A 26,061-nucleotide genomic window follows, 5' to 3' on the forward strand; every position below is an offset into this window, starting at 1 on the left:
ATGAAAGCAGCGGCAAAAACGCTAAAACCAAAACGTCAGGAAGAACAGGCCAACTTTGTCAGTTGGCGTTTTGCGTTGCTTTGCGGCTGCATTTTACTGGCACTGGGTTTTCTGCTGGGACGCGTGGCATGGTTACAAATCGTCGCGCCTGACATGCTGGTACGTCAGGGCGATATGCGCTCTCTGCGTGTCCAGGAGGTCTCGACTTCCCGCGGGATGATCACTGACCGCTCAGGTCGTCCGTTGGCGGTGAGTGTGCCGGTCAAAGCGATCTGGGCTGACCCGAAAGAGCTGCACGATGCCGGGGGGATTACCCTCGATAACCGCTGGAAAGCGCTCTCCGATGCTCTGAAAATGCCGCTGGACCAGCTTGCCTCCCGCGTCAACGCTAACCCGAAAGGGCGTTTTATCTATCTGGCGCGTCAGGTGAACCCTGACATGGCTGACTACATTCGCAAACTGAAGCTGCCGGGCATTCATCTTCGTGAGGAATCCCGCCGTTATTACCCTTCCGGCGAAGTAACTGCTCACCTCATTGGCTTCACTAACGTCGATAGCCAGGGGATTGAGGGCGTTGAAAAAAGTTTCGATAAGTGGCTCACCGGCCAGCCGGGCGAGCGAATCGTGCGTAAAGACCGCTATGGTCGCGTGATCGAAGATATCTCGTCCACGGACAGCCAGGCGGCACACAACCTGGCGCTGAGTATTGATGAGCGCTTGCAGGCGCTGGTCTACCGCGAGCTGAACAATGCTGTGGCTTTCAACAAAGCGGAGTCAGGTAGCGCCGTGCTGGTGGATGTCAGCACGGGCGAAGTGCTGGCGATGGCCAACAGTCCATCCTATAACCCGAACAACTTTACCGGCACCGCAAAAGACGCGATGCGTAACCGGGCGATCACCGACGTGTTCGAGCCGGGCTCGACGGTAAAACCGATGGTGGTGATGACGGCGCTGCAGCGAGGCATCGTCAATGAAAACACGGTTCTGAACACGATCCCTTACCGTATTAACGGCCACGAGATTAAAGACGTGGCACGCTACAGCGAATTAACCCTGACCGGGGTGTTACAGAAGTCGAGTAACGTCGGTGTTTCAAAGCTGGCGTTAGCGATGCCGTCCTCAGCGTTAGTAGAGACTTACTCACGTTTTGGACTGGGAAAGGCGACCAATTTGGGGTTGGTCGGAGAACGCAGTGGCTTATATCCTCAAAAACAACGGTGGTCTGACATAGAGAGGGCCACCTTCTCTTTCGGCTACGGGCTAATGGTAACCCCGTTACAGTTAGCGCGAGTCTACGCAACGATTGGCAGCTACGGCGTTTATCGTCCGCTGTCGATTACCAAAGTTGATCCACCGGTTCCTGGAGAGAGAATCTTCCCGGAATCTATCGTTCGTACCGTTGTGCATATGATGGAAAGCGTGGCACTGCCTGGTGGCGGTGGCGTAAAAGCGGCGATCAAAGGCTATCGTATCGCCATAAAAACCGGTACGGCGAAAAAAGTGGGGCCAGACGGCCGCTATATCAACAAATACATTGCCTACACCGCAGGCGTTGCGCCTGCAAGCAATCCGCGTTTTGCGCTGGTGGTCGTCATTAACGATCCACAGGCGGGTAAATACTACGGCGGCGCCGTCTCCGCGCCTGTGTTCGGGGCTATTATGGGCGGCGTATTGCGCACCATGAATATCGAACCGGATGCGCTGGCGACGGGCGAAAAAAGTGAATTTGTAATTAATCAAGGCGAGGGTACAGGTGGCAGATCGTAATTTGCGCGACCTTCTCGCTCCGTGGGTGCCAAATGCACCGGAGCGAGCACTGCGAGAAATGGTACTGGACAGCCGCGTGGCTGCATCTGGCGATCTTTTTGTGGCGGTGGTCGGTCATCAGGCGGACGGGCGTCGTTATATCCCGCAGGCGATTGCGCAAGGTGTTGCTGCCATTATTGCTGAGGCCAAAGATGAGGCAACCGACGGTGAGATCCGTGAGATGCACGGGGTGCCGGTTATCTATCTCAGCCAGTTAAATGAGCGTCTTTCCGCGCTGGCGGGGCGTTTCTACCACGAACCTTCCGACCAATTACGTCTGGTTGGCGTGACGGGAACAAACGGAAAAACCACCACCACACAACTCATGGCGCAATGGGCGCAACTGTTGGGTGAAACCGGTGCGGTGATGGGGACCGTAGGCAATGGCCTGATGGGCAAAGTGAGCCCGACGGAAAATACCACCGGATCAGCGGTTGATGTACAGCATGTCCTTGCTGGTCTGGCAGAGCAGGGGGCAACCTTTGCTGCAATGGAAGTTTCTTCGCATGGACTGGTACAGCACCGTGTGGCGGCGTTGAAATTTGCAGCCTCTGTGTTCACTAACCTGAGCCGCGATCACCTCGATTATCATGGTGATATGGAGCATTACGAAGCCGCAAAATGGCTGCTCTACTCCACGCATCATTGTGGTCAAGCCATCATCAACGCCGACGACGAAGTAGGTCGTCGCTGGCTGGCGAAGCTGCCGGATGCGGTTGCGGTGTCAATGGAAGATCATATTAACCCCAACTGCCATGGTCGCTGGTTGAAGGCCGTTAAGGTGAACTACCACGATAGCGGTGCCACCATCCGCTTTACCTCTTCCTGGGGTGAAGGGGAAATTGAAAGCCGCCTGATGGGGGCGTTTAACGTCAGCAACCTGCTGCTGGCCCTGGCAACATTACTGGCGCTGGGCTATCCGATGGCTGAACTGCTGAAAACTGCCGAACGTCTGCAGCCGGTTTGTGGCCGCATGGAAGTGTTTAGCGCGCCAGGTAAACCGACCGTGGTCGTTGATTATGCCCACACGCCGGATGCGCTGGAAAAAGCGCTGGAAGCGGCGCGCCTGCACTGTGCCGGTAAACTCTGGTGCGTGTTTGGCTGCGGCGGCGATCGCGACAAAGGCAAACGTCCGTTGATGGGTGCCATTGCTGAGCAATTCGCGGATATTCCTGTCGTAACCGATGACAACCCGCGTACCGAAGAGCCGCGCGCCATTATCAACGATATTCTGGCTGGTATGCTGGACGCAGGTCGTGCGCGTGTTGTTGAAGGTCGTGCCGAAGCGGTAACGAACACCATCATGCAGGCGCAGGAAAATGACGTGGTGCTGCTGGCCGGTAAAGGCCATGAAGATTATCAGATTGTTGGCAATCGTCGTCTGGACTACTCGGACCGCGTAACGGCAGCACGTCTGCTGGGAGTGGTGGCATGATTAGCATCACGTTAAGTCAGGCTGCTACGGTACTGCACGGCGAATTGCTGGGTCAGGATCTGACCATTGACGCCGTGACGACCGACACCCGCAAAGTCACTGCAGGTTGTCTGTTTGTGGCGCTAAAAGGTGAGCGTTTTGACGCGCATGATTTTGCACAGCAGGCCAAAGAAAATGGCGCTGGTGCGCTGCTGGTTAGCCGTAAACTGGCTGTCGATCTGCCGCAGATTGTGGTGAAGGATACGCGTCTCGCTTTTGGCGAGCTGGCGGCATGGGTGCGACAGCAAGTCCCTACTCGTGTCGTGGCCCTGACCGGGTCCTCTGGCAAAACGTCCGTGAAAGAAATGACCGCAGCCATTCTAAGTCAGTGCGGAAATACGCTTTATACCGCAGGCAACCTCAATAATGACGTCGGCGTGCCGATGACATTACTTCGCCTGACCAAAGAGCACGAATTTGCTGTTATCGAGCTGGGGGCAAACCACCAGGGTGAAATTGCCTGGACCGTGAGTTTGACTCGCCCGGAAGCGGCGCTGGTGAATAACCTGGCGGCTGCGCATCTGGAAGGCTTTGGCTCGCTGGAAGGTGTGGCGAAAGCGAAAGGTGAGATTTATACCGGACTGCCTGTTGACGGCATTGCCATTATGAATGCCGACAACAATGACTGGCTGAACTGGCAGAGCATTATTGGCTCGCGTAAAACCTGGCGCTTCTCGCCGAATGCGGCCAACAGTGATTTTACCGCAACCAATATTCATGTGACGTCGCATGGCACGGAATTCACGCTCACTACCCCAACCGGGGGCGTCGATGTTCTGCTGCCACTGCCGGGTCGCCATAATATCGCCAATGCACTTGCGGCGGCGGCATTGTCGACAGCGGTAGGTGCTTCGCATGAAGCGATTAAAACCGGGCTGGCACATTTAAAAGCCGTACCGGGACGCTTGTTCCCTATCCAGCTTGCTGACAACAAACTGTTGCTGGATGACTCCTACAACGCGAATGTCGGTTCGATGACGGCGGCGGTGCAGGTGCTGTCTGAGATGCCGGGCTACCGCATCATGGTAGTGGGTGATATGGCTGAGCTGGGCGACGAAAGCGAAGCCTGCCACACCCAGGTCGGTGAAGCGGCGAAAGCGGCGGGACTGGACTGCGTATTGAGCGCAGGAAAACTGAGCCAGGCGATTAGCCAGGCCAGCGGCGTTGGCGAGCATTTTGCCGATAAAGCTGCGTTGATTAAACGCCTCAACGCGTTGATTGCAGAAAAACAAATTGTGACAGTACTTGTGAAAGGTTCACGTAGTGCCGCCATGGAAGAGGTTGTGCACGCATTACAGGAGAACGGGACATGTTAGTTTGGCTGGCCGAGCATTTGGTCAAATATTACTCAGGCTTTAACGTCTTTTCCTATCTGACGTTTCGCGCCATTGTCAGCCTGCTGACTGCGCTGTTCATCTCATTGTGGATGGGCCCGCGCATGATTGCCCGTCTGCAAAAACTCTCTTTTGGCCAGGTCGTGCGTAACGATGGTCCGGAGTCGCACTTCAGCAAACGTGGTACCCCTACCATGGGTGGGATCATGATCCTGACCGCCATTGTGGTGTCAGTATTGCTGTGGGCGTACCCGTCCAACCCATATGTCTGGTGTGTACTGACCGTCCTGGTTGGCTACGGCATTATTGGCTTTGTCGATGACTACCGCAAAGTGGTGCGTAAAGACACCAAGGGCCTGATCGCCCGCTGGAAGTACTTCTGGATGTCAGTGATTGCGCTGGGCGTGGCCTTTGCGCTGTACCTGGCTGGAAAAGACACACCGGCCACCGAGCTGGTGGTTCCGTTCTTTAAAGACGTGATGCCGCAACTTGGGTTGTTCTACATCCTGCTGGCGTATTTCGTCATTGTTGGTACCGGTAATGCCGTCAACCTGACCGATGGACTGGATGGTCTGGCGATTATGCCAACCGTCTTCGTGGCCGCGGGTTTTGCGCTGGTAGCGTGGGCGACCGGTAACATGAACTTTGCCAACTATTTGCACATTCCTTATCTGCGACACGCGGGTGAGCTGGTGATCGTCTGTACGGCGATCGTCGGTGCGGGACTGGGCTTCCTGTGGTTCAACACCTACCCGGCGCAGGTCTTTATGGGTGATGTTGGTTCCCTGGCTTTGGGCGGTGCGCTCGGCATCATTGCCGTTCTGCTGCGTCAGGAGTTCCTGCTGGTGATCATGGGGGGGGTGTTTGTGGTTGAAACCCTGTCGGTGATTTTGCAGGTCGGTTCCTTCAAGCTGCGTGGTCAGCGCATCTTCCGTATGGCACCGATCCACCACCACTATGAACTGAAAGGCTGGCCGGAACCGCGCGTCATTGTGCGCTTCTGGATTATTTCGCTGATGCTGGTACTGATTGGCCTGGCAACGCTGAAGGTACGTTAATCATGGCAGATTACCAGGGCAAAAAAGTCGTTATCATCGGGTTGGGCCTTACCGGCCTTTCCTGCGTGGACTTTTTCCTCGCACGCGGCGTGACGCCACGCGTGATGGATACGCGTGTCTCCCCGCCGGGTCTGGACAAGCTGCCGGAACAGGTTGAACGCCACCTTGGTGGTCTGAATGATGACTGGTTGCTGGCAGCCGATCTGATTGTCGCAAGCCCGGGTATGGCGCTGGCGCATCCGTCACTGAGCGCTGCTGCTGATGCTGGCGTTGAGATTGTCGGCGATATCGAACTGTTCTGCCGCGAAGCACAGGCACCGGTTATTGCCATTACCGGTTCTAACGGCAAAAGCACCGTAACCACGCTGGTGGGTGAGATGGCGAAAGCTGCAGGCATGAACGTAGGGGTAGGCGGTAATATCGGCCTGCCAGCGCTGATGCTGCTGGACAAAGGCTGTGAACTATATGTCCTCGAGCTTTCCAGCTTCCAGCTGGAAACGACCTCCAGCCTGCATGCTGCGGCTGCGACAATCCTTAACGTGACCGAAGATCATATGGACAGGTATCCATTTGGTCTGCAGCAGTACCGTGCCGCCAAGCTCCGCGTTTATGAAAATGCCAAAGTCTGCGTTGTTAACGCCGATGACGCGCTGACCATGCCGGTGCGTGGCGCAGACGATCGCTGTATTAGCTTTGGCATCACCATGGGGGATTACCACCTTAACCGTCAGCAAGGGGAAACCTGGCTGCGGGTAAAAGGTGAGAAAGTGCTGAACGTCAAAGAGATGAAACTCTCCGGTCAGCATAACTATACCAATGCCCTGGCAGCACTGGCGCTGGCGGATGCGGTAGGTTTACCGCGCTCTTCCAGCCTGAAAGCGTTGACCACGTTTTCCGGTCTGGCGCATCGTTTCCAGCTGGCGCTGGAGCATAACGGCGTTCGCTGGATTAACGACTCCAAAGCTACCAATGTGGGCAGCACTGAGGCTGCGCTGAACGGCCTGCACGTTGACGGCATGCTGCATCTGCTGTTGGGCGGCGACGGTAAGTCAGCCGATTTCTCCTCCCTGAAGCAGTATCTTACTGGCGATAACATTCGTCTCTACTGCTTTGGTCGTGACGGCAGTGAACTGGCTGAACTGCGCCCTGAGGTCGCCGAGCAAACCGAAACCATGGAACAGGCTATGCGTCTGATTGCCCCACGTGTGAAGCCTGGCGATATGGTACTGCTCTCTCCGGCGTGCGCCAGTCTTGACCAATTCAAGAATTTCGAACAGCGTGGTGATGTCTTTACCCGCCTGGCGAAGGAGTTAGGCTGATGCGTTTATCTCTCCCTCGCCTGAGAATACCGCGCCTGCCAGGATTTGGGATCCTGGTGTGGTTGTTTGCGGCACTGAAAGGCTGGGTGATGGGCTCTCGTCAAAAAGATAACGACAGCCTGATCATGTACGATCGCACGCTGTTCTGGCTCACGCTGGGGCTGGCAGCTGTCGGTTTTATTATGGTGACATCGGCCTCAATGCCTGTTGGACAGCGTCTGGCGAACGATCCTTTCCTGTTTGCCAAGCGTGATGGTCTGTACATCATCCTGGCATTCTGCCTGGCGTTGGTGACTTTACGTCTGCCGATGGAGTTCTGGCAGCGGCACAGTACGGCAATGCTGATTGCTTCGATCATCATGCTGCTGATCGTTCTGGTGGTGGGGAGCTCCGTAAACGGGGCATCGCGCTGGATTGCCTTTGGCCCGCTGCGTATTCAGCCTGCGGAATTTACCAAGCTCTCCCTGTTCTGCTACCTGGCTAACTACCTGGTGCGTAAAGTGGATGAAGTGCGTAACAATCTGCGCGGCTTCTTAAAACCGATGGGCGTGATTCTGGTGCTGGCGGTATTACTGCTGGCGCAGCCTGACCTGGGTACCGTTGTTGTACTGTTTGTTACCACCCTCGCCATGCTGTTCCTGGCGGGCGCAAAGCTGTGGCAGTTCATCGCCATCATCGGCATGGGGATTTCGGCGGTCGTGCTGCTGATCCTCGCCGAGCCTTATCGTATCCGCCGTGTGACATCCTTCTGGAACCCGTGGGAAGACCCGTTCGGCAGCGGTTATCAGCTGACTCAGTCGTTGATGGCCTTTGGACGTGGTGAGGTCTGGGGGCAAGGCCTGGGCAATTCCGTTCAAAAGCTGGAGTATTTACCGGAAGCGCATACTGACTTCATCTTCTCCATTATTGCGGAAGAACTGGGTTATATCGGTGTGGTATTAGCGCTATTAATGGTATTCTTCGTCGCTTTCCGCGCCATGTCTATTGGCCGAAAAGCGCTGGAAATCGATCACCGTTTCTCAGGTTTCTTAGCCTGCTCAATTGGTATCTGGTTTAGTTTCCAGGCATTGGTTAACGTCGGGGCCGCAGCAGGTATGCTGCCGACCAAAGGCCTGACGTTGCCGTTGATCAGTTATGGTGGTTCGAGTCTGTTGATCATGTCGACAGCCATCATGTTTTTGTTACGCATAGATTATGAGACGCGTCTGGAGAAAGCCCAGGCGTTTACACGAGGTTCACGATGAATCAACCGAAGCGGTTAATGGTGATGGCAGGCGGTACCGGGGGGCATGTGTTCCCGGGGCTGGCGGTTGCGCACCATTTAATGGATCAGGGCTGGCAGGTTCGCTGGCTTGGAACCGCAGACCGCATGGAAGCCGATCTGGTGCCGAAGCACGGGATCGAGATCGACTTTATTCGTATTTCTGGCCTGCGTGGCAAAGGTATCAAGGCGCTACTCCTGGCGCCGGTGCGGATTTTTAACGCCTGGCGTCAGGCGCGTACCATCATGAAGCGCTTTAAGCCGGATGTGGTACTGGGCATGGGCGGTTATGTGTCTGGTCCTGGCGGGCTGGCTGCATGGTCGTTAGGTATCCCTGTCGTATTGCATGAGCAGAACGGAATTGCCGGCCTGACTAACAAATGGCTGGCGAAAATTGCCACCAAAGTCATGCAGGCGTTTCCCGGCGCGTTCCCGAAAGCGGACGTCGTGGGTAACCCGGTTCGTGTGGATGTGCTGGCACTGCCGCTGCCGGATGCTCGCCTGACGGGCCGTGAAGGGCCGGTTCGTGTGCTGGTCGTCGGCGGTTCTCAGGGCGCGCGCATCTTAAACCAGACGATGCCGCAGGTTGCTGCAAAGCTGGGGGATGCCGTTACCATCTGGCACCAGAGCGGAAAAGGTGCTCAGCAGACCGTTGAGCAGGCTTACGCCGAGGCGGGGCAGTCGCAGCATAACGTTACAGAGTTTATTGATGACATGGCAGCAGCATACGCCTGGGCCGATGTCGTCGTTTGTCGCTCAGGCGCGCTGACGGTGAGCGAGATCGCCGCCGCCGGTTTACCCGCGCTGTTTGTGCCGTTCCAGCACAAAGACAGACAACAGTACTGGAATGCGCTGCCGCTTGAGAAAGCGGGTGCCGCAAAAATATTTGAGCAGCCACAATTTACCGCCGATGCGGTCGCCACCACCCTGGCGGGCTGGAACAGAGACGTATTACTGGAGATGGCAGAACGCGCGCGCGCGACCGCCATCCCTGATGCGACGGAACGGGTGGCAAAAGAAGTGAGCCTGGCTGCCCAGGCTTAACCCTCGCAGCGCGTGTTGCGCTGCACGAATTTTAAGTAGTCGATGGCGTTTAGAGAATGAATACACAACAACTGGCAAAACTGCGTTCAATCGTGCCCGAGATGCGTCGCGTCCGGCACATTCACTTTGTTGGCATCGGTGGTGCTGGCATGGGCGGTATTGCCGAAGTGTTAGCTAACGAAGGTTATCAGATCAGCGGGTCTGACCTCGCGCCAAACCCTGTTACGCAGCAACTGGCGTCGCTTGGGGCGACTATCTATTTCAACCATCGCCCGGAAAACGTGCGCGATGCGAGCGTGGTGGTGGTATCGAGCGCCATCTCCTCTGACAACCCGGAAATTGTTGCCGCCCATGAAGCGCGAATTCCGGTGATCCGCCGTGCAGAAATGCTGGCGGAACTGATGCGTTTCCGCCACGGTATCGCCATTGCCGGTACCCACGGTAAAACCACGACCACGGCGATGGTCTCCAGTATTTATGCGGAAGCGGGTCTCGACCCGACGTTCGTCAATGGTGGTCTGGTCAAAGCCGCAGGCGTACATGCGCGTCTGGGACACAGTCGTTATTTGATTGCGGAAGCAGATGAGAGCGACGCGTCGTTCCTGCACCTGCAGCCGATGGTGGCGATTGTCACTAACATCGAAGCTGACCATATGGATACCTACCAGGGTGACTTCGAGAACTTAAAACAGACTTTCATCAACTTCCTGCATAACCTGCCGTTCTATGGACGCGCGGTGATGTGCGTGGACGATCCCGTGATCCGTGAGCTGCTGCCGCGTGTCGGGCGTCAAATCACCACCTATGGCTTCAGTGAAGATGCTGATGTCCGTGTGGAAGAGTACAAACAGATTGGTGCCCAGGGGCATTTCACCCTCGCGCGTCAGGACAAAGAACTGCTGCACGTGACGCTGAATGCGCCAGGCCGTCATAACGCCCTGAATGCGGCAGCGGCCGTTGCTGTTGCAACGGAAGAAGGTATTGATGACGAGGCGATTCTGCGGGCGCTGGAGAGCTTCCAGGGGACTGGCCGTCGTTTCGACTTCCTCGGTGAATTCCCGCTGGACGCCGTGAATGGTAAAGCCGGTACCGCGATGCTGGTGGACGATTACGGCCACCATCCGACCGAAGTGGACGCGACCATCAAAGCCGCGCGCGCTGGCTGGCCTGACAAGAATCTGGTCATGATCTTCCAGCCGCACCGCTTCACGCGTACCCGCGATCTGTATGACGACTTCGCCAGCGTGCTTTCACAGGTCGATACCCTGTTAATGCTGGATGTTTATTCTGCAGGCGAAACCGCGATTCCAGGTGCAGACAGCCGTTCATTATGTCGCACCATTCGTGGCCGCGGGAAAGTTGACCCTATTCTGGTTTCTGACCCGGCGCAGGTGGCAGAAATTCTGGCACCAGTACTGACAGGTAACGATTTAATTCTGATTCAGGGTGCCGGAAATATCGGCAAAATCGCCCGTACCTTAGCCGAAATCAAACTGAAGCCGCAAACCCAGGAGGATGAGCATCATGGCTGATAAGATTGCTGTCCTGTCTGGTGGTACCTCCGCAGAGCGCGAGGTTTCCCTGAATTCCGGTGCGGCGGTGCTGGCGGGTCTGCGTGAAGGTGGCGTCAATGCCCATCCGGTCGATCCGAAAGAGACGGATGTGACGCAACTGAAAGCGATGGGTTTCGATAAGGTCTTTATCGCGCTGCACGGTCGTGGTGGCGAAGACGGTACCCTGCAAGGGTTGCTGGATTTAATCGGCATGCCGTACACCGGCAGCGGCGTGATGGCTTCCGCGATCTCTATGGATAAACTGCGCAGCAAATTGCTGTGGCAGGGGGCAGGCTTGCCTGTCGCGCCATGGGTTGCACTGACTCGTCGCGAATTTGAATTGGGCCTGTCGGATAGCGTTAATACACGCATTGCTGAACTGGGCTTACCGGTTATTGTTAAGCCGAGTCGGGAAGGTTCAAGTGTTGGGATGTCCAAAGTTGATAAAGCTGAAGATTTATCAGCCGCTTTAGAACTGGCATTTCAACATGATGAAGAAGTTCTGATTGAGAAATGGCTCAGCGGACCGGAATTTACCGTTGCGATGCTTGGCGAAGAAATTTTACCGTCAATTCGTATCCAACCCGCTGGAGTCTTCTATGATTATGAGGCGAAGTATCTCTCTGATGAGACGCAATATTTCTGCCCAAGTGGTCTTGAAGCAGAACGTGAAGCAGATTTACAGTCCCTGGTGCTTAAAGCCTGGAATGTTCTAGGATGCCGCGGCTGGGGACGCATTGATGTCATGCTCGACAGTGATGGCCAATTTTACCTGCTGGAAGCCAATACTTCGCCAGGCATGACCAGCCACAGCCTTGTGCCGATGGCTGCGCGTCAGGCGGGAATGAGTTTCTCGCAGTTAGTCGTACGTATTCTGGACCAGGCGGGCTGATATGTCTCAGGCTGCATTGAACACACGCAACCGCGATGACGAAGAAGAATACACTTCTTCACGCCGGAGTAATGGAACGCGTCTTGCAGGGATTATTTTCCTGCTCGGGGTGCTGTGCACCGTGTTTATCAGCGGCTGGATGGTCCTGGGCTGGATGGAAGACGCACAACGGTTACCGCTTTCTAAGCTGGTGGTCACCGGTGAACGTCACTACACGCGAAACGATGATATTCGCCAGTCAATTCTGGCGCTGGGATCGCCTGGCACCTTTATGACTCAGGACGTCAATATTATCCAGAGCCAGATTGAACGTCTGCCGTGGATAAAACAGGCGAGTGTAAGAAAGCAATGGCCTGATGAATTGAAGATTCATCTGGTTGAATATGTGCCCATTGCGCGTTGGAATGATCAGCACATGGTTGACGTAGACGGAAATTCCTTCAGCGTCCCGACCGATCGTGTCAACAAGCAAAATCTACCAATGTTGTATGGCCCTGAAGGTAGCGAAAATGAAGTGTTACAGGGTTTTCGCGAAATGGGACAGGTGCTGGCGAAAGACAGGTTCACGTTAAAAGATGCTGCCATGACGGCACGCCGCTCCTGGCAGTTGACGTTAACGAACGGCATAAAGCTTAACCTGGGTCGCGGCGACACAATGAAGCGTCTGGCGCGTTTTGTAGAACTTTACCCGGTTTTACAGCAGCAGGCACAGACTGACGGCAAACGGATAAGCTACGTTGATTTGCGCTATGACTCAGGCGCAGCAGTCGGTTGGGTACCGGCTCCGGTCGAGGAACCTAATCAGCAACAGAATCAGGCACAGGTACAGGCAGAACAACAATGATCAAGGCGACGGACAGAAAACTGGTAGTTGGACTGGAGATTGGCACCGCGAAGGTTGCCGCTTTAGTAGGGGAAGTTCTGCCCGACGGTATGGTCAATATCATTGGCGTGGGCAGTTGCCCGTCCCGTGGTATGGATAAAGGTGGGGTAAACGATCTTGAATCGGTGGTGAAATGCGTACAGCGCGCTATCGATCAGGCTGAATTGATGGCAGATTGCCAGATTTCTTCTGTCTATCTGGCCCTTTCTGGTAAGCATATTAGCTGCCAGAACGAAATCGGTATGGTACCGATTTCTGAAGAAGAAGTAACACAGGAAGACGTTGAAAACGTTGTGCATACGGCGAAATCCGTGCGTGTCCGCGATGAGCATCGCGTACTGCATGTGATCCCGCAGGAATATGCCATCGACTACCAGGAGGGTATCAAGAACCCGGTAGGTCTTTCTGGCGTGCGTATGCAGGCAAAAGTGCACCTGATCACATGTCACAACGATATGGCGAAGAACATTGTAAAAGCTGTTGAACGTTGTGGCCTGAAAGTTGACCAACTTATTTTCGCCGGTCTGGCGGCAAGTTATTCCGTGCTGACCGAAGATGAACGTGAACTGGGCGTCTGTGTGGTCGATATTGGTGGTGGTACAATGGACATGGCCGTATATACCGGCGGTGCTCTGCGCCACACCAAAGTGATCCCTTACGCAGGGAATGTTGTGACCAGCGATATTGCTTACGCTTTTGGTACGCCACCGAGCGATGCAGAAGCGATTAAAGTGCGCCATGGTTGTGCGCTGGGGTCTATCGTTGGGAAAGATGAGAGCGTTGAAGTGCCAAGCGTAGGTGGTCGTCCACCGCGCAGTCTGCAACGCCAGACGCTGGCAGAGGTGATCGAGCCGCGCTATACCGAGCTGCTCAATCTCGTCAACGAAGAGATTTTACAGTTACAGGAACAGCTTCGTCAGCAGGGTGTTAAGCATCATCTCGCGGCGGGGATTGTATTAACCGGCGGTGCAGCGCAAATTGAAGGTCTTGCAGCCTGTGCTCAGCGCGTGTTCCATACGCAGGTGCGTATTGGTGCGCCACTGAATATCACCGGTTTAACGGATTATGCTCAGGAGCCTTATTATTCAACGGCTGTGGGCCTGCTTCACTATGGGAAAGAATCTCATCTCAGTGGCGAAGCAGAAGTGGAAAAACGCGTCTCAGTGGGGTCGTGGGTCAAACGACTGAACAACTGGTTGCGAAAAGAGTTTTAATTTTTTTAAGAGACCGGAGAGAATTAGCGGTCTCGGGCGACAGGCACAACGGAGAGAGAAATTATGTTTGAACCTATGGAACTGACCAACGACGCGGTGATTAAAGTCATCGGCGTCGGTGGCGGCGGCGGTAACGCCGTAGAGCATATGGTGCGCGAGCGCATTGAAGGCGTTGAATTCTTTGCGGTTAACACCGATGCGCAGGCACTGCGTAAAACGGCTGTTGGCCAGACTATCCAGATCGGCGGTGGTATCACCAAAGGGCTGGGCGCTGGGGCTAACCCGGAAGTCGGTCGCAATGCGGCTGAAGAAGATCGTGAAGCCCTGCGTGCTGCACTGGAAGGTGCGGACATGGTCTTCATCGCAGCAGGCATGGGCGGCGGTACCGGTACTGGTGCTGCACCTGTTGTGGCTGAAGTTGCGAAAGATTTAGGTATCCTGACCGTTGCTGTTGTGACTAAGCCTTTCAACTTTGAAGGCAAGAAGCGCATGGCCTTTGCGGAGCAGGGTATCACCGAGCTGTCCAAACATGTGGACTCTCTGATCACCATCCCGAACGACAAGCTGTTGAAAGTTCTGGGTCGCGGTATCTCCCTGCTGGACGCCTTTGGCGCAGCAAACGACGTGCTGAAAGGCGCGGTTCAGGGTATCGCCGAACTGATCACCCGTCCTGGCCTGATGAACGTTGACTTTGCAGACGTTCGCACCGTGATGTCCGAAATGGGCTACGCGATGATGGGCTCTGGCGTGGCGAGCGGTGAAGACCGTGCAGAAGAAGCGGCTGAAATGGCTATCTCTTCTCCACTGCTGGAAGATATCGACCTGTCTGGTGCGCGCGGCGTGCTGGTCAACATTACCGCTGGCTTTGACCTGCGTCTGGATGAGTTCGAAACCGTGGGTAACACCATTCGTGCGTTCGCCTCTGACAATGCGACCGTGGTAATCGGTACTTCCCTTGATCCAGAAATGAACGACGAACTCCGCGTGACTGTGGTTGCCACCGGTATCGGTATGGACAAGCGTCCTGAAATCACGCTGGTGACTAACAAACAGACTCAGCAACCGGTAATGGACCGTTACCAGCAGCACGGTATGTCTCCTTTGACTCAGGAGCAGAAGCCGGCCGCGAAAGTGGTTAATGACCCAACACCGCAAACTGCGAAAGAACCAGATTATCTGGATATCCCGGCATTCCTGCGTAAGCAAGCTGACTAAGAATTGGCTGGAATTTGGGGATTTGCGCTCTTTGTGCTAAACTGGCCCACCGTTAGTGATATACACTCTCGGTTGGATAGTTAATTTGGCGAGATTATACGATGATCAAACAAAGGACACTTAAACGTATCGTTCAGGCGACTGGCGTCGGTTTACATACCGGCAAAAAAGTCACACTGACGTTACGCCCTGCGCCGGCCAATACCGGGGTCATCTATCGTCGCACCGACTTGAATCCACCGGTAGATTTTCCGGCCGATGCCAAATCTGTGCGTGATACTATGCTCTGTACTTGTCTGGTGAATGAGCATGACGTGCGGATTTCTACCGTAGAGCACCTGAACGCCGCCCTGGCGGGTCTGGGTATCGACAACATTATTGTTGAAGTTGATGCGCCAGAAATCCCGATTATGGATGGTAGTGCTGCTCCGTTCGTTTATCTGTTGCTGGATGCTGGCATCGAAGAACTGAACTGCGCGAAGAAATTTGTTCGCATCAAAGAGACCGTTCGTGTCGAAGATGGCGACAAGTGGGCTGAATTCAAACCGTACAATGGTTTCTCGTTGGACTTTACCATCGACTTTAACCATCCGGCGATTGATTCCAGCACCCAACGCTATGCGATGAACTTCTCTGCTGATGCATTCATGCGCCAGATCAGCCGTGCCCGTACATTTGGCTTCATGCGTGATATCGAATATCTGCAGTCCCGCGGCCTGTGCCTGGGCGGCAGCTTCGATTGTGCCATCGTTGTTGACGATTATCGCGTACTGAACGAAGACGGCCTGCGTTTCGAAGATGAATTCGTTCGTCACAAAATGCTGGACGCTATTGGCGACCTGTTCATGTGTGGTCACAACATCATTGGTGCATTTACCGCGTTCAAATCCGGTCATGCACTGAACAACAAACTGTTGCAGGCCGTCCTGGCAAAACAGGAAGCCTGGGAATATGTGACCTTCGAAGACGAAGCAGAGCTGCCTCTGGCGTTTAAAGCACCAAGCACGGTCCTGGCGTAACGGTACAAGCCGTTTCGTAAAAAATCGACTGGTTAACCTGGTACTCTCTCCGACCAGGGGAACCAGTCGTTTTTATTTATACCTATCTTCATTTTTGCCCTCAGTTCCTCAATCCGTTGCCATACGTTGAAAATCTGTGCGTTAGCTGCATTCTTGACCGTTTTTCCCCGCAGTAGTATGTCATTCCTGCTGCTGTGTATTGGCTTTAGTGGTAATATCTGGGCGCTTAAAAGAATAACTGACTTCAGCTTGTAAAGGCTGACTTATGTGGTGGAGCAAGTGAGCGGAATACTGACGCGCTGGCGACAATTTGGCAGACGTTACTTCTGGCCGCATCTCTTATTAGGGATGGTCGCGGCGAGTCTCGGCTTGCCTGCGCTCAGTAACAGTGCTGAAGCAGCGACGCCGCCGAAAACCTCCACAACCAAACACGATCTCAATACGCGGGTTAACTTTACGAACCTCGCGTGGCTTGAAGCCAGTCGCCGCCCGAATTTCTCAGTAGATTACTGGCACCAGCACGCCATTCGCACGGTTATCCGCCATTTGTCATTTGCGATGGCACCGCAGGCAATGCCTGTTGCTGAAACGGCGCGGCCGGAGCAGGCTCAGCATCTTGCCCTGCTCGATACGCTCAATGCGCTGCTCACTCAGGATAGCCAGCCACCGGTCATGGTGCGTCAGACGGCGCGATTCGCGTTCGTTCCTCCTGCCTCATTCTCCGTTTCAACATGGATTAGCCAGGTTCACGGTATTCGCGCCGGGCCTCAACGCCTCAGTTAAATTAACTTTTTCAATACCTTAATTTATCTGCCCACGATGGGGCGTTTGAGAATTTATTATGCTAATCAAATTATTAACCAAAGTTTTCGGTAGTCGTAACGATCGTACCCTGCGCCGTATGCGCAAAGCCGTCGCAGTCATCAATGGCATGGAACCGGCGATGGAGAAGCTCTCTGATGACGAGCTGAAAGCCAAAACGGCGGAATTCCGTGCGCGTCTGGAAAAAGGTGAAACCTTAGAAAGCCTGATCCCGGAAGCTTTCGCCGTGGTCCGTGAAGCGAGCAAGCGTGTGTTCGGCATGCGCCACTTCGATGTTCAGCTGCTGGGTGGTATGGTGCTCAACGAACGCTGCATCGCGGAAATGCGTACCGGTGAAGGTAAAACCCTGACCGCAACGCTGCCGGCATACCTGAACGCGCTGACCGGTAAAGGCGTTCACGTCGTCACCGTCAACGACTATCTGGCACAGCGTGACGCCGAAAACAACCGTCCACTGTTCGAATTCCTCGGTATGACTGTCGGCATCAACATGTCTGGTCTGCCTGCGCCAGCCAAGCGTGAAGCTTATAACGCGGATATTACCTACGGTACGAACAACGAATACGGTTTCGACTACCTGCGTGACAACATGGCGTTCAGCCCGGAAGAGCGTGTACAGCGTAAGCTGCATTATGCGCTGGTGGATGAGGTGGACTCCATCCTGATCGATGAAGCGCGTACTCCGCTGATTATCTCCGGCCCGGCTGAAGACAGCTCTGAGATGTACCGTAAAGTCGACAAAATCATTCCACACCTGCTGCGTCAGGAGAAAGAAGACTCCGATACCTTCCAGGGTGAAGGCCACTTCTCCGTTGATGAAAAAGCGCGCCAGGTGAACCTGACCGAGCGTGGTCTGGTGAAAATTGAAGAACTGCTGGTCGCTGAAGGCATCATGGAAGAGGGAGAGTCTCTGTACTCTCCGAGCAACATCATGCTGATGCACCACGTGACCGCAGCCCTGCGTGCCCATGCCCTGTTTACCCGCGACGTCGACTACATCGTAAAAGACGGCGAAGTGATCATCGTCGATGAACACACCGGCCGTACCATGCAGGGGCGTCGCTGGTCTGATGGCCTGCACCAGGCTGTGGAAGCCAAAGAAGGTGTGGATATTCAGAATGAAAACCAGACGCTGGCGTCTATCACCTTCCAGAACTACTTCCGTCTGTACGAGAAGCTGGCGGGCATGACCGGTACTGCCGATACCGAAGCGTTTGAATTCAGCTCGATCTATAAGCTGGATACCGTGGTGGTGCCAACCAACCGTCCAATGATCCGTAAGGATATGCCGGACCTGGTGTACATGACCGAAGCGGAAAAAATTCAGGCGATCATCGAAGATATTCGCGATCGTACTGCGAATGGTCAGCCGGTTCTGGTAGGGACCATCTCCATCGAGAAATCCGAAGTGGTTTCTCACGAGCTGACTAAAGCGGGTATCAAACACAACGTTCTGAACGCTAAATTCCACGCCAAAGAAGCAGATATCGTTGCGCAGGCAGGTTATCCGGCTGCCGTGACCATTGCCACCAACATGGCGGGCCGTGGTACCGATATTATGCTGGGCGGTAGCTGGCAGGCTGAAGTGGCTGAACTGGAAAACCCAACGCCAGAACAGATTGCGCAGATCAAAGCCGACTGGCAGGTTCGTCATGACGCGGTTCTGGCATCCGGTGGTTTGCACATTATCGGTACCGAGCGTCACGAATCTCGTCGTATTGATAACCAGCTGCGTGGTCGTGCGGGTCGTCAGGGTGACGCCGGTTCTTCCCGCTTCTACCTGTCTATGGAAGATGCGCTGATGCGTATTTTCGCCTCAGACCGTGTATCCGGCATGATGCGTAAGCTGGGCATGAAACCAGGCGAAGCCATTGAGCACCCGTGGGTGACCAAAGCGATTGCAAACGCGCAGCGTAAAGTAGAAAGCCGCAACTTCGATATTCGTAAGCAACTGCTGGAATATGATGATGTGGCTAACGATCAGCGTCGTGCGATCTACACCCAGCGTAACGAACTGCTGGACGTGTCTGACGTGAGCGAAACCATTAACAGCATTCGCGAAGACGTATTCAAAGCGACTATCGACGCGCATATTCCACCGCAGTCTCTGGAAGAGATGTGGGATATCGAAGGTCTCCAGGAACGTCTGAAAAACGACTTTGACCTCGATCTGCCAATCAAAGAGTGGCTGGACAAAGAGCCTGAGCTGCATGAAGAGACGCTGCGCGAACGTATCTACGAAACTGCGCTGGATGTCTACAAGCGTAAGGAAGAAGTCGTTGGTGCTGAGATGATGCGTCACTTCGAAAAAGGTGTGATGCTGCAGACCCTGGACTCACTGTGGAAAGAGCACCTGGCGGCGATGGACTACCTGCGTCAGGGTATCCACCTGCGTGGCTATGCGCAGAAAGATCCGAAGCAGGAATATAAGCGTGAATCCTTCTCGATGTTTGCGTCGATGCTGGAGTCACTGAAATATGAAGTGATCAGCACCCTGAGCAAGGTTCAGGTGCGTATGCCGGAAGAAGTGGAAGCGATGGAGCAGCAGCGTCGCGAAGAAGCTGAGCGTCTGGCACAGATGCAACAGCTGAGCCACCAGACTGATGACAGTGAAGCCGCAGCGGCGATCGCAGCGCAGACAGGCGATCGTAAAGTGGGCCGTAACGATCCGTGCCCATGTGGTTCCGGTAAAAAATACAAGGCGTGCCACGGCCGTCTGAACTAAGTTCATGAAAAAGCAAAAAGGCGCAGACATCTGCGCCTTTTTTATGGAAGTGACACTATGAAAATACTGCAAATTGCCGTCGGGATTATTCGCAACCCGCAAAACCAAATCTTCATTACCCAGCGCGCGGCTGACGCCCATATGGCGAACAAATGGGAGTTTCCGGGGGGGAAAATCGAATCAGGTGAAACGCCGGAAGAGGCGCTGGTTCGCGAACTGCAGGAAGAGGTGGGGATTACTCCACTTGGCGCAACGCTGTTTGATAAGCTCGAATACCAGTTTCCGGACAGGCACATCACGCTGTGGTTCTGGCTGGTAGAAAGCTGGGAAGGTGAACCCTGGGGGAAAGAGGGACAACCGGGTAATTGGGTTGAACTTCAGGTAAGTGATGCCGAAAAATTCCCACCGGCTAATGAGCCTGTGATCCGCCGATTAGTGGCAAACAGGTAGGCCTGCTAAGCGAAGCGCCAGCAGGCTTTATACGTTACTGCTGGTTCTCGCTCCAGTCATCGCTATCCGTGAGATCGCCTTCACTCGGAATGCGTTTCTCCTCCGCTGCCCATTCTCCCAGATCAATCAACTGACAGCGTTTACAGCAGAATGGGCGGAATGGGCTCATTTCGCCCCAGACAACGGTTTTGCCACAGGTCGGGCAGTTTACGGTGGTTACGTCAGACATCGGTACTCCTCAACAACAGGCCAGTTCAAAATCGAGACGTTCTGGCACGGTGCCATTTTCACTGTCGAGTGGCATAAAGCGAATGGCGAAACGACTTTTATGTCCGGAAATTTGTGGGTAAAGCTGTTCGCCAAGCGATAAGTTCAGGCGCAGAAGATCGGCGTCATCACCGTTATCCTGGTAGAAACCGTTCAGGCTGGTTTGCTTACGGAATGGGGCTGAGTTACGGATCAGATCGAGGATAAGCGACAGCGTCTGATGCATCGGCTCCAGACTCGCCAGCCAGCTATTCACCTGCGCGTCACGTTGAGCTTGCGGCATATGCAGCCACATATGAAGCGTCGGGAGATCGAAACTACAGCAACCGCCAGGGATACTCAGACGCTGGCGTACCAGGCCAATCAGGCGGTCTTCACGCAAAAATTGTCCAACACGTGGCGCGGCCATCAGAAGGGTGCTGCTGGCTTTCAACTGCTGGCGGAGATCGTCGATACGGCTTTGATCGACACCGGGGACCTCAGTCCAGGCCTGCAATTTACGTTGCTGGCGCTCCAGCTCTTTGAGCAATTCTGTGCGGACATCTCCGCGTTCAATCACATCCAGTAGATCGCCCACGTTACGGAAGAAGTGTAACGCCGTGGCATGATCGTTGACAGGTAGATGTTGTGAAAGCTGTTGAATGAGAAATTCGATGCGTAACCAGGTACGCATTTTTTCGTTGAGCGGATGCTCAAAAAGGATGTGAGTCGACATTATGGTTTTTCCTGTGCAACGGTCTGCGCGGCAAACGTCAGATACTGCGCGTGCAGACGGGCAACATCCGATGCAATGGCATCTGGTGCGCCGTTATTATCAATAACATCATCCGCCACGGCAAGGCGCTGATCGCGCGTGGCCTGAGCGGCAAGAATTTGTTCAGCATGTTCACGCGAGACGCGGTCGCGCATCATGGTGCGCTGGATTTGCGTTTCGGGAGAGACATCAATCACCAGCACCCGGTCGGCTTTTTTCTGCAACTGATTTTCCACCAGTAAAGGAACTACCCACAATACATAGGGTGAGCTGGCTGCGGCAATCTGACGCTGGGTTTCCTGGTGGATAATGGGGTGGAGCAAGGCATTAAGCCAGACTTTTTCCGCAGAATCAGAAAAAATGCATTCGCGAAGCTGACGGCGATTCAGAGTGCCATCGGCATTGATGATTGCCTGACCAAAATGTTCTGCGATGGCCTTTAGCGCGGGTGTATTAGGCTCTACCACCTGGCGGGCAATGATATCGGCATCAATAATCGTGATACCCAGACGAGAGAAAGCGTCCGCAACGGTACTTTTGCCACTACCGATGCCGCCGGTTAATGCAACGATATACCCCATTAAATCAAATCCTGGGAATTATTCATTATTAAAATCAGTTGATTAAAACTCTTAGGTGCCCCAGCAACTGTTTAGCCCCGTTTACCGGCTTTTTACCAGGTAAATTTATAGGATTGTAGCGTAAAAAAAGAGAATTTCGCAGTCTTGCGGAGCAGGTATTAGTGCGTATGATAACGTCACTGGAGTTGTGCTTTTAACATATTTGCCTCTAACCCCAGGAATCCGCACATGCGTATTGAAGAAGATCTGAAGTTAGGTTTCAAAGACGTTCTTATCCGCCCTAAACGCTCTACACTGAAAAGTCGCTCAGACGTTGAACTTGAACGTCAATTCACCTTTAAACATTCCGGTCAGACCTGGTCTGGTGTGCCAATCATTGCTGCCAACATGGACACTGTGGGCACATTTGAAATGGCAACGGCGCTGGCAAAATTTGATGTCCTCACCGCTGTGCATAAGCACTACTCTCCTGAAGAGTGGAATGCATTTGTTGCGTCAGCTTCTGACGATGTGGTTAAGCATGTCATGGTTTCTACCGGTACATCCGATGCGGATTTTGAGAAGACCAAGCAGATCCTGAATGCGAATCCAGCACTAAACTTCGTCTGTATTGATGTGGCGAACGGTTATTCCGAGCACTTCGTGCAGTTTGTCAGCAAGGCTCGCGAAGCCTGGCCGACCAAAACCATCATCGCGGGTAACGTGGTGACCGGCGAAATGTGTGAAGAGCTGATCCTTTCCGGTGCCGACATTGTGAAAGTAGGCATTGGCCCGGGTTCCGTATGCACCACGCGCGTTAAAACCGGTGTCGGTTATCCGCAGCTTTCCGCCGTGATTGAGTGCGCTGATGCTGCGCATGGTCTGGGCGGCCAAATCATCAGCGACGGCGGTTGCACCATGCCGGGTGATGTTGCGAAGGCCTTTGGCGGCGGCGCAGACTTCGTGATGCTCGGCGGTATGCTGGCAGGTCACGAAGAGAGTGGTGGCACTGTTGTTGAAGAGAATGGCGAGAAATTTATGCTGTTCTACGGGATGAGCTCTGAATCTGCGATGACCCGTCACGTCGGTGGCGTAGCAAAATACCGCGCGGCTGAAGGCAAAACCGTGAAGCTGCCACTGCGTGGCCCGGTCGAAAACACTGCGCGCGATATCCTTGGCGGCTTACGCTCAGCCTGCACCTATGTTGGGGCATCCCGTCTGAAAGAGCTGACGAAACGTACTACGTTTATCCGCGTTCAGGAGCAGGAAAACCGCGTGTTCAACAGTCTGTAATAGCTTCAGCTGGCGCATGCCCGTGCGCCAGCATTATCCTGCACTCATCGCATCCCCCAGATGGAAAATAGGCAGGTACATTGCCACCACCAGTGTGCCGATGATGACTCCCGTCACAATCAGAAGCAAAGGCTCCAGAAGTGCCGCCAGGTTATCTGCCTGCTGGAAGGTTTGCTCAGTGTGATGGTGGGCAAGGTTCTTCAGCATGACGTCCAACGCACCTGACATTTCACCGGTTCGTAAAAGCTGAATACACAGCGGGGTAAAGATTGCCGTCTTCTGGAAGGATGACCAGATGGGGAGACCTTTTTCAATGTCTTCCCGCACTTTGCGGAGAACTCCTTGCCAGTACTGATTTTCAACGGTCTCCTCTGCGCTCTCCAGGCCCTGTAAAAAGGGGATGCCTGCCTGTTGTGTAAGCGACAGCACGGTAAAGATCTGTCCCAGTTTTTGGCCTTTTGCCAGTGCGCCCATGACGGGAGTATGCAGCAAGATACGTTGCCAGCGAGGGGCATTTCGCAGAATCCAGGCGGCAGCCACAGGTACAAGCAGTCCCGAGAACAGTGCGAGGGAATATGACTGCATAAAGGCGGCCATCCCCATGACAATCTGTGTCAGTTTCGGGAGCGGGGTATTAAACGTTCTGTAGATAGCAGCAAATTCGGGTAAGACCAGAGTGACCATTGCCAGAACGACGATTACAGCCAGCATCAGGATTATCACCGGATAGCGCAGTGCCTTTTTCACTTTTGCACTGAGCAACTGCTGAGACTTTTGTTGCTGTGCTAGCCGGCGGCAGCACTCCTCCAGTTTTCCTGTTAGTTCACCGGTTTTCACCATCGAGACATGCAATGGGCTGAAGACCGCTGGCCATCGCTTTAGTGCCTCAGAAAAAGAGCATCCTTCACCAAGTTCATCGGCAATGCTTTGCAGGAGTGCCTGCCAGGGCTTTAATGGATGCTGGTCCGCCAGCATTTGCAGACTATGGGACAATGTCAGCCCAGCCTGCAGAAGAGTCGCGAGCTGGCGAAACATCTCGTAGCAGTGATGTGGCCGCCAGCGGTATTTCTGTGAGCATCGGGTCACTGCCAGCGGATGCAACTCGTTACGCATCAGTCTGGTGAAAGCCGCATTACGGTCTGTCGCCCAGAGTGTTCCACTCCGGGGCTCTCCTTCAATGGAAAGCGCTCGCCAGCGCCAGAGTTGATTAGCAACCATCGGGCATTCCCAGAACGCGCAGCAACTCTTCGAGCGTGGTCAGCCCCTGTTCAACCGCGATACAGCCGTGTTCGAACAGGGAAAGCATTCCTGCCTGTCGGGCACTTGCTTCTATCACTTCGGTTCCTGCGCCGCTGGCAATGGCCTGCCGCAGGAAACTATCGATCGCAAGAACTTCAAAAATGGCCACGCGGCCATAGAAACCGTGATAGCAACGATCGCAACCTGTGGGTTGCCAGCGTGGAAGCGGTCTGCACCAGACTGAGCGAGGTAATTCAGCGTGCTCGCTGGCTTCCCGGCGACAATGTGGGCACAGACGACGAACCAGGCGCTGAGCAATCACCATCGAGAGTGCGGAAGATATCATCCAGCGCGCCACGCCCATTTGCTCCAGGCGAGTCAGGGCTTCTGTTGTTGAGTTAGTGTGCAGCGTCGATAACACCAGATGCCCGGTCTGGGCGGCATTAATGGCAATCTCAGCCGTTTCACCATCACGAATTTCGCCGACCATAATGATGTCAGGATCCTGACGTAGCAGCGCTCTCAGCACGCTCTGAAATGTTAAGCCCGCGCGGGGATTAATCTGCGTCTGGTTTAATCCCGCAAGGGGGATCTCAATGGGATCCTCCACGCTACAGATGTTAACATCCGGCGTGTTGCGCGCTTGCAACGCACTGTAAAGCGTCACCGTTTTGCCGCTGCCTGTGGGACCCGTGACCAGAATCAGCCCCTGTGGCTGATGAAGAGCGTCGTTAAAGCAGGTCAGTTGTTCAGTACTCATACCAAGTGCTTTCGGCTCAAGAGCCTGCTGAACCTGATGCAACAGGCGCAGCACAATTTTCTCGCCACCGCTGCAGGGAAGCGTGGCGATTCGAAATGAGATCGGCTCATTTGCCAGCTCAATCGTAAACTGACCGTCCTGCGGTAAACGGCGCTCGGCAATATCCAGGTTACTTAACACTTTTAAACGCGCGCTGAACTGGGTTGCCAGTGCTGCAGAAAGCGGAGGTTGCGGGCACAGTACGCCGTCAATACGTAAGCGGATCTGACATGCGTGCTCCATCGGTTCAATATGAATGTCTGATGCGCGTTGGTTTATCGCCTGTTGCAGCGTGTGGTTGAGGATATCTACTGCTGAATGTGAAGGAGAAACGACAGGCAGATGTGATTGTGACGTTAACTGCCGGTGTTTTTCCATACGCTCAGTGCTCCAGCATTCGATATCAATCCGTTTTTGGGTCGCGAAACGCAGGGCTTCCATTAACTCACTGCCAGGGTTTCCCACGACGGCGATGCTAATCATGTCACTATCGCTGGTTAGCAGCAGAGCGTGATGGCGCAGACAGAGTGCCACGAGTTGATCCGTATTCATTCTCTGCTCCTCAGTTAGTGTCGAAGCGGAAAACATCTTCACAAGCTTGTTTAAGCGTACTGTCAGCACTGATGTTGCAGTCACGCATCCAGCCCGTCATGCCGTTGCCGTCGTTCCACTGTGGCGTCATGACCACCTCCAGCCCGTTGAGACTCTCCTGTCCCGTTAAGATCACAATCCCTTTCGCCACGCTCATTCCTGAGACGTAACGCGTTGTGGTAGGGGAAGGGATACCGTTACTGCCCGCGTCACAACGTTCCAACCCACCATGATCCAGTGCGCAAAGCTCAATGGCGGTGCGGTAGGGAACGAAGGTTTGCAGCATATCGGTCAGCGCGGCTTTTCGCAGGTAATTCTGGTATGCGGGTACGCCGATGGCGCTCAGAATGGCAATAATGCCAATGACCACCATTAGCTCAATGAGTGTAAATCCCTGTTGTCTGTCCATGTCTGCTCCTTATGTTGAATGGCGCTACTCTGACAGCGCAAAAGGGCAGGTACGAGGCACAAAAAAGGGAACGGGAAGGG

At 54.2% G+C, this 26,061-nt stretch carries 23 protein-coding genes; 17 read left to right on the plus strand and 6 right to left on the minus strand.

Annotation, left to right across the window (positions count from 1 at the left end):
• From JGF26_RS15140 to mutT, 16 genes are all read left to right on the plus strand, one after another.
• Positions 1-1,767, plus strand: coding sequence for a peptidoglycan glycosyltransferase FtsI (locus JGF26_RS15140; RefSeq protein ID WP_028016678.1), 1,767 nt, complete (start codon positions 1-3; stop codon positions 1,765-1,767).
• The gene (gene murE / locus JGF26_RS15145) at positions 1,754-3,241 is read left to right on the plus strand and encodes a UDP-N-acetylmuramoyl-L-alanyl-D-glutamate--2,6-diaminopimelate ligase (RefSeq protein WP_028016679.1); all 1,488 of its coding nucleotides are present in this window, start codon (positions 1,754-1,756) and stop codon (positions 3,239-3,241) included. Before JGF26_RS15140 ends, murE begins: the two co-directional genes overlap by 14 nt.
• Positions 3,238-4,596, plus strand: coding sequence for a UDP-N-acetylmuramoyl-tripeptide--D-alanyl-D-alanine ligase (gene murF, locus JGF26_RS15150; RefSeq protein WP_134708291.1), 1,359 nt, complete (start codon positions 3,238-3,240; stop codon positions 4,594-4,596). The genes murE and murF overlap by 4 nt, the downstream gene beginning before the upstream one ends.
• Positions 4,590-5,672, plus strand: coding sequence for a phospho-N-acetylmuramoyl-pentapeptide-transferase (gene mraY / locus JGF26_RS15155; protein WP_008501985.1), 1,083 nt, complete (start codon positions 4,590-4,592; stop codon positions 5,670-5,672). Before murF ends, mraY begins: the two co-directional genes overlap by 7 nt.
• A 2-nt stretch (positions 5,673-5,674) precedes the next feature.
• Positions 5,675-6,991 (plus strand): UDP-N-acetylmuramoyl-L-alanine--D-glutamate ligase, encoded by a 1,317-nt coding sequence (gene murD, locus JGF26_RS15160; protein ID WP_134708292.1) that lies wholly within the window; start codon positions 5,675-5,677, stop codon positions 6,989-6,991.
• Entirely contained in the window at positions 6,991-8,235 is a 1,245-nt protein-coding gene (ftsW, locus tag JGF26_RS15165) for a cell division protein FtsW (RefSeq protein ID WP_134708293.1), read from the plus strand. Before murD ends, ftsW begins: the two co-directional genes overlap by 1 nt.
• A complete protein-coding gene (gene murG / locus JGF26_RS15170) occupies positions 8,232-9,296 on the plus strand; it encodes an undecaprenyldiphospho-muramoylpentapeptide beta-N-acetylglucosaminyltransferase (RefSeq protein ID WP_049005271.1) in 1,065 nt (354 codons plus the stop codon). Before ftsW ends, murG begins: the two co-directional genes overlap by 4 nt.
• A gap of 56 nt (positions 9,297-9,352) precedes the next feature.
• Positions 9,353-10,828 carry a UDP-N-acetylmuramate--L-alanine ligase gene (gene murC / locus JGF26_RS15175; RefSeq protein ID WP_028016685.1) on the plus strand — a complete coding sequence of 492 codons (1,476 nt, stop codon included), beginning with the start codon at positions 9,353-9,355 and terminating at the stop codon, positions 10,826-10,828.
• On the plus strand, positions 10,821-11,741 hold the full coding sequence (locus JGF26_RS15180; RefSeq protein WP_134708294.1) for a D-alanine--D-alanine ligase: 921 nt from the start codon (positions 10,821-10,823) through the stop codon (positions 11,739-11,741). Before murC ends, JGF26_RS15180 begins: the two co-directional genes overlap by 8 nt.
• Position 11,742: 1 nt before the next feature.
• Positions 11,743-12,585: a cell division protein FtsQ gene (gene ftsQ / locus JGF26_RS15185; protein ID WP_008501979.1), complete on the plus strand. Its 843-nt coding sequence runs from the start codon at positions 11,743-11,745 to the stop codon at positions 12,583-12,585.
• On the plus strand, positions 12,582-13,838 hold the full coding sequence (gene ftsA, locus JGF26_RS15190) for a cell division protein FtsA (RefSeq protein ID WP_006173845.1): 1,257 nt from the start codon (positions 12,582-12,584) through the stop codon (positions 13,836-13,838). Before ftsQ ends, ftsA begins: the two co-directional genes overlap by 4 nt.
• A gap of 63 nt (positions 13,839-13,901) precedes the next feature.
• Positions 13,902-15,053, plus strand: a complete 1,152-nt coding sequence (gene ftsZ / locus JGF26_RS15195; RefSeq protein ID WP_008501978.1) for a cell division protein FtsZ — start codon at positions 13,902-13,904, stop codon at positions 15,051-15,053.
• Positions 15,054-15,154: 101 nt separating this feature from the next.
• Positions 15,155-16,072, plus strand: a complete 918-nt coding sequence (gene lpxC, locus JGF26_RS15200; RefSeq protein ID WP_028016687.1) for a UDP-3-O-acyl-N-acetylglucosamine deacetylase — start codon at positions 15,155-15,157, stop codon at positions 16,070-16,072.
• Between the two features lie 279 nt (positions 16,073-16,351).
• On the plus strand, positions 16,352-16,855 hold the full coding sequence (gene secM / locus JGF26_RS15205) for a secA translation cis-regulator SecM (protein WP_075204721.1): 504 nt from the start codon (positions 16,352-16,354) through the stop codon (positions 16,853-16,855).
• 58 nt (positions 16,856-16,913) lie between these two features.
• Positions 16,914-19,619, plus strand: coding sequence for a preprotein translocase subunit SecA (secA, locus tag JGF26_RS15210; RefSeq protein WP_028016689.1), 2,706 nt, complete (start codon positions 16,914-16,916; stop codon positions 19,617-19,619).
• 57 nt (positions 19,620-19,676) lie between these two features.
• Complete coding sequence (gene mutT / locus JGF26_RS15215; RefSeq protein ID WP_028016690.1) at positions 19,677-20,069, plus strand: 8-oxo-dGTP diphosphatase MutT; 393 nt, start codon at positions 19,677-19,679, stop codon at positions 20,067-20,069.
• 34 nt (positions 20,070-20,103) lie between these two features.
• On the opposite strand, the gene yacG is transcribed toward mutT, so the two are convergent.
• From yacG to coaE, 3 genes are read right to left on the minus strand one after another with little or no spacing between them, the layout of a single operon-like run.
• A complete protein-coding gene (yacG, locus tag JGF26_RS15220; RefSeq protein WP_028016691.1) occupies positions 20,104-20,298 on the minus strand; it encodes a DNA gyrase inhibitor YacG in 195 nt (64 codons plus the stop codon).
• 9 nt (positions 20,299-20,307) lie between these two features.
• Positions 20,308-21,051, minus strand: a complete 744-nt coding sequence (gene zapD, locus JGF26_RS15225; protein WP_028016692.1) for a cell division protein ZapD — start codon at positions 21,049-21,051, stop codon at positions 20,308-20,310.
• A complete protein-coding gene (coaE, locus tag JGF26_RS15230) occupies positions 21,051-21,671 on the minus strand; it encodes a dephospho-CoA kinase (protein ID WP_028016693.1) in 621 nt (206 codons plus the stop codon). Before coaE ends, zapD begins: the two co-directional genes overlap by 1 nt.
• Positions 21,672-21,899: 228 nt before the next feature.
• Here coaE and JGF26_RS15235 point away from each other — a divergent pair, with 228 nt between their 5' ends.
• Entirely contained in the window at positions 21,900-22,943 is a 1,044-nt protein-coding gene (locus JGF26_RS15235) for a GMP reductase (protein ID WP_049005275.1), read from the plus strand.
• Between the two features lie 33 nt (positions 22,944-22,976).
• Here the strand turns inward: JGF26_RS15235 and hofC are convergent, their stop codons facing one another.
• Genes hofC through ppdD form a run of 3 tightly spaced genes read right to left on the minus strand, consistent with a single transcriptional unit; the run spans position 22,977 to position 25,981 of the window.
• Positions 22,977-24,161: a protein transport protein HofC gene (gene hofC / locus JGF26_RS15240; RefSeq protein ID WP_134708295.1), complete on the minus strand. Its 1,185-nt coding sequence runs from the start codon at positions 24,159-24,161 to the stop codon at positions 22,977-22,979.
• Positions 24,151-25,533 carry a type II secretion system protein GspE gene (gene gspE / locus JGF26_RS15245; RefSeq protein ID WP_049005277.1) on the minus strand — a complete coding sequence of 461 codons (1,383 nt, stop codon included), beginning with the start codon at positions 25,531-25,533 and terminating at the stop codon, positions 24,151-24,153. Before gspE ends, hofC begins: the two co-directional genes overlap by 11 nt.
• A 10-nt stretch (positions 25,534-25,543) precedes the next feature.
• Entirely contained in the window at positions 25,544-25,981 is a 438-nt protein-coding gene (gene ppdD / locus JGF26_RS15250; RefSeq protein ID WP_028016697.1) for a prepilin peptidase-dependent pilin, read from the minus strand.
• Positions 25,982-26,061 lie beyond the last annotated feature (80 nt).

Origin of the sequence: Enterobacter sp. E1 (assembly GCF_016809815.1) — a bacterium.
GTDB classification, from domain to species: domain Bacteria; phylum Pseudomonadota; class Gammaproteobacteria; order Enterobacterales; family Enterobacteriaceae; genus Enterobacter; species Enterobacter adelaidei.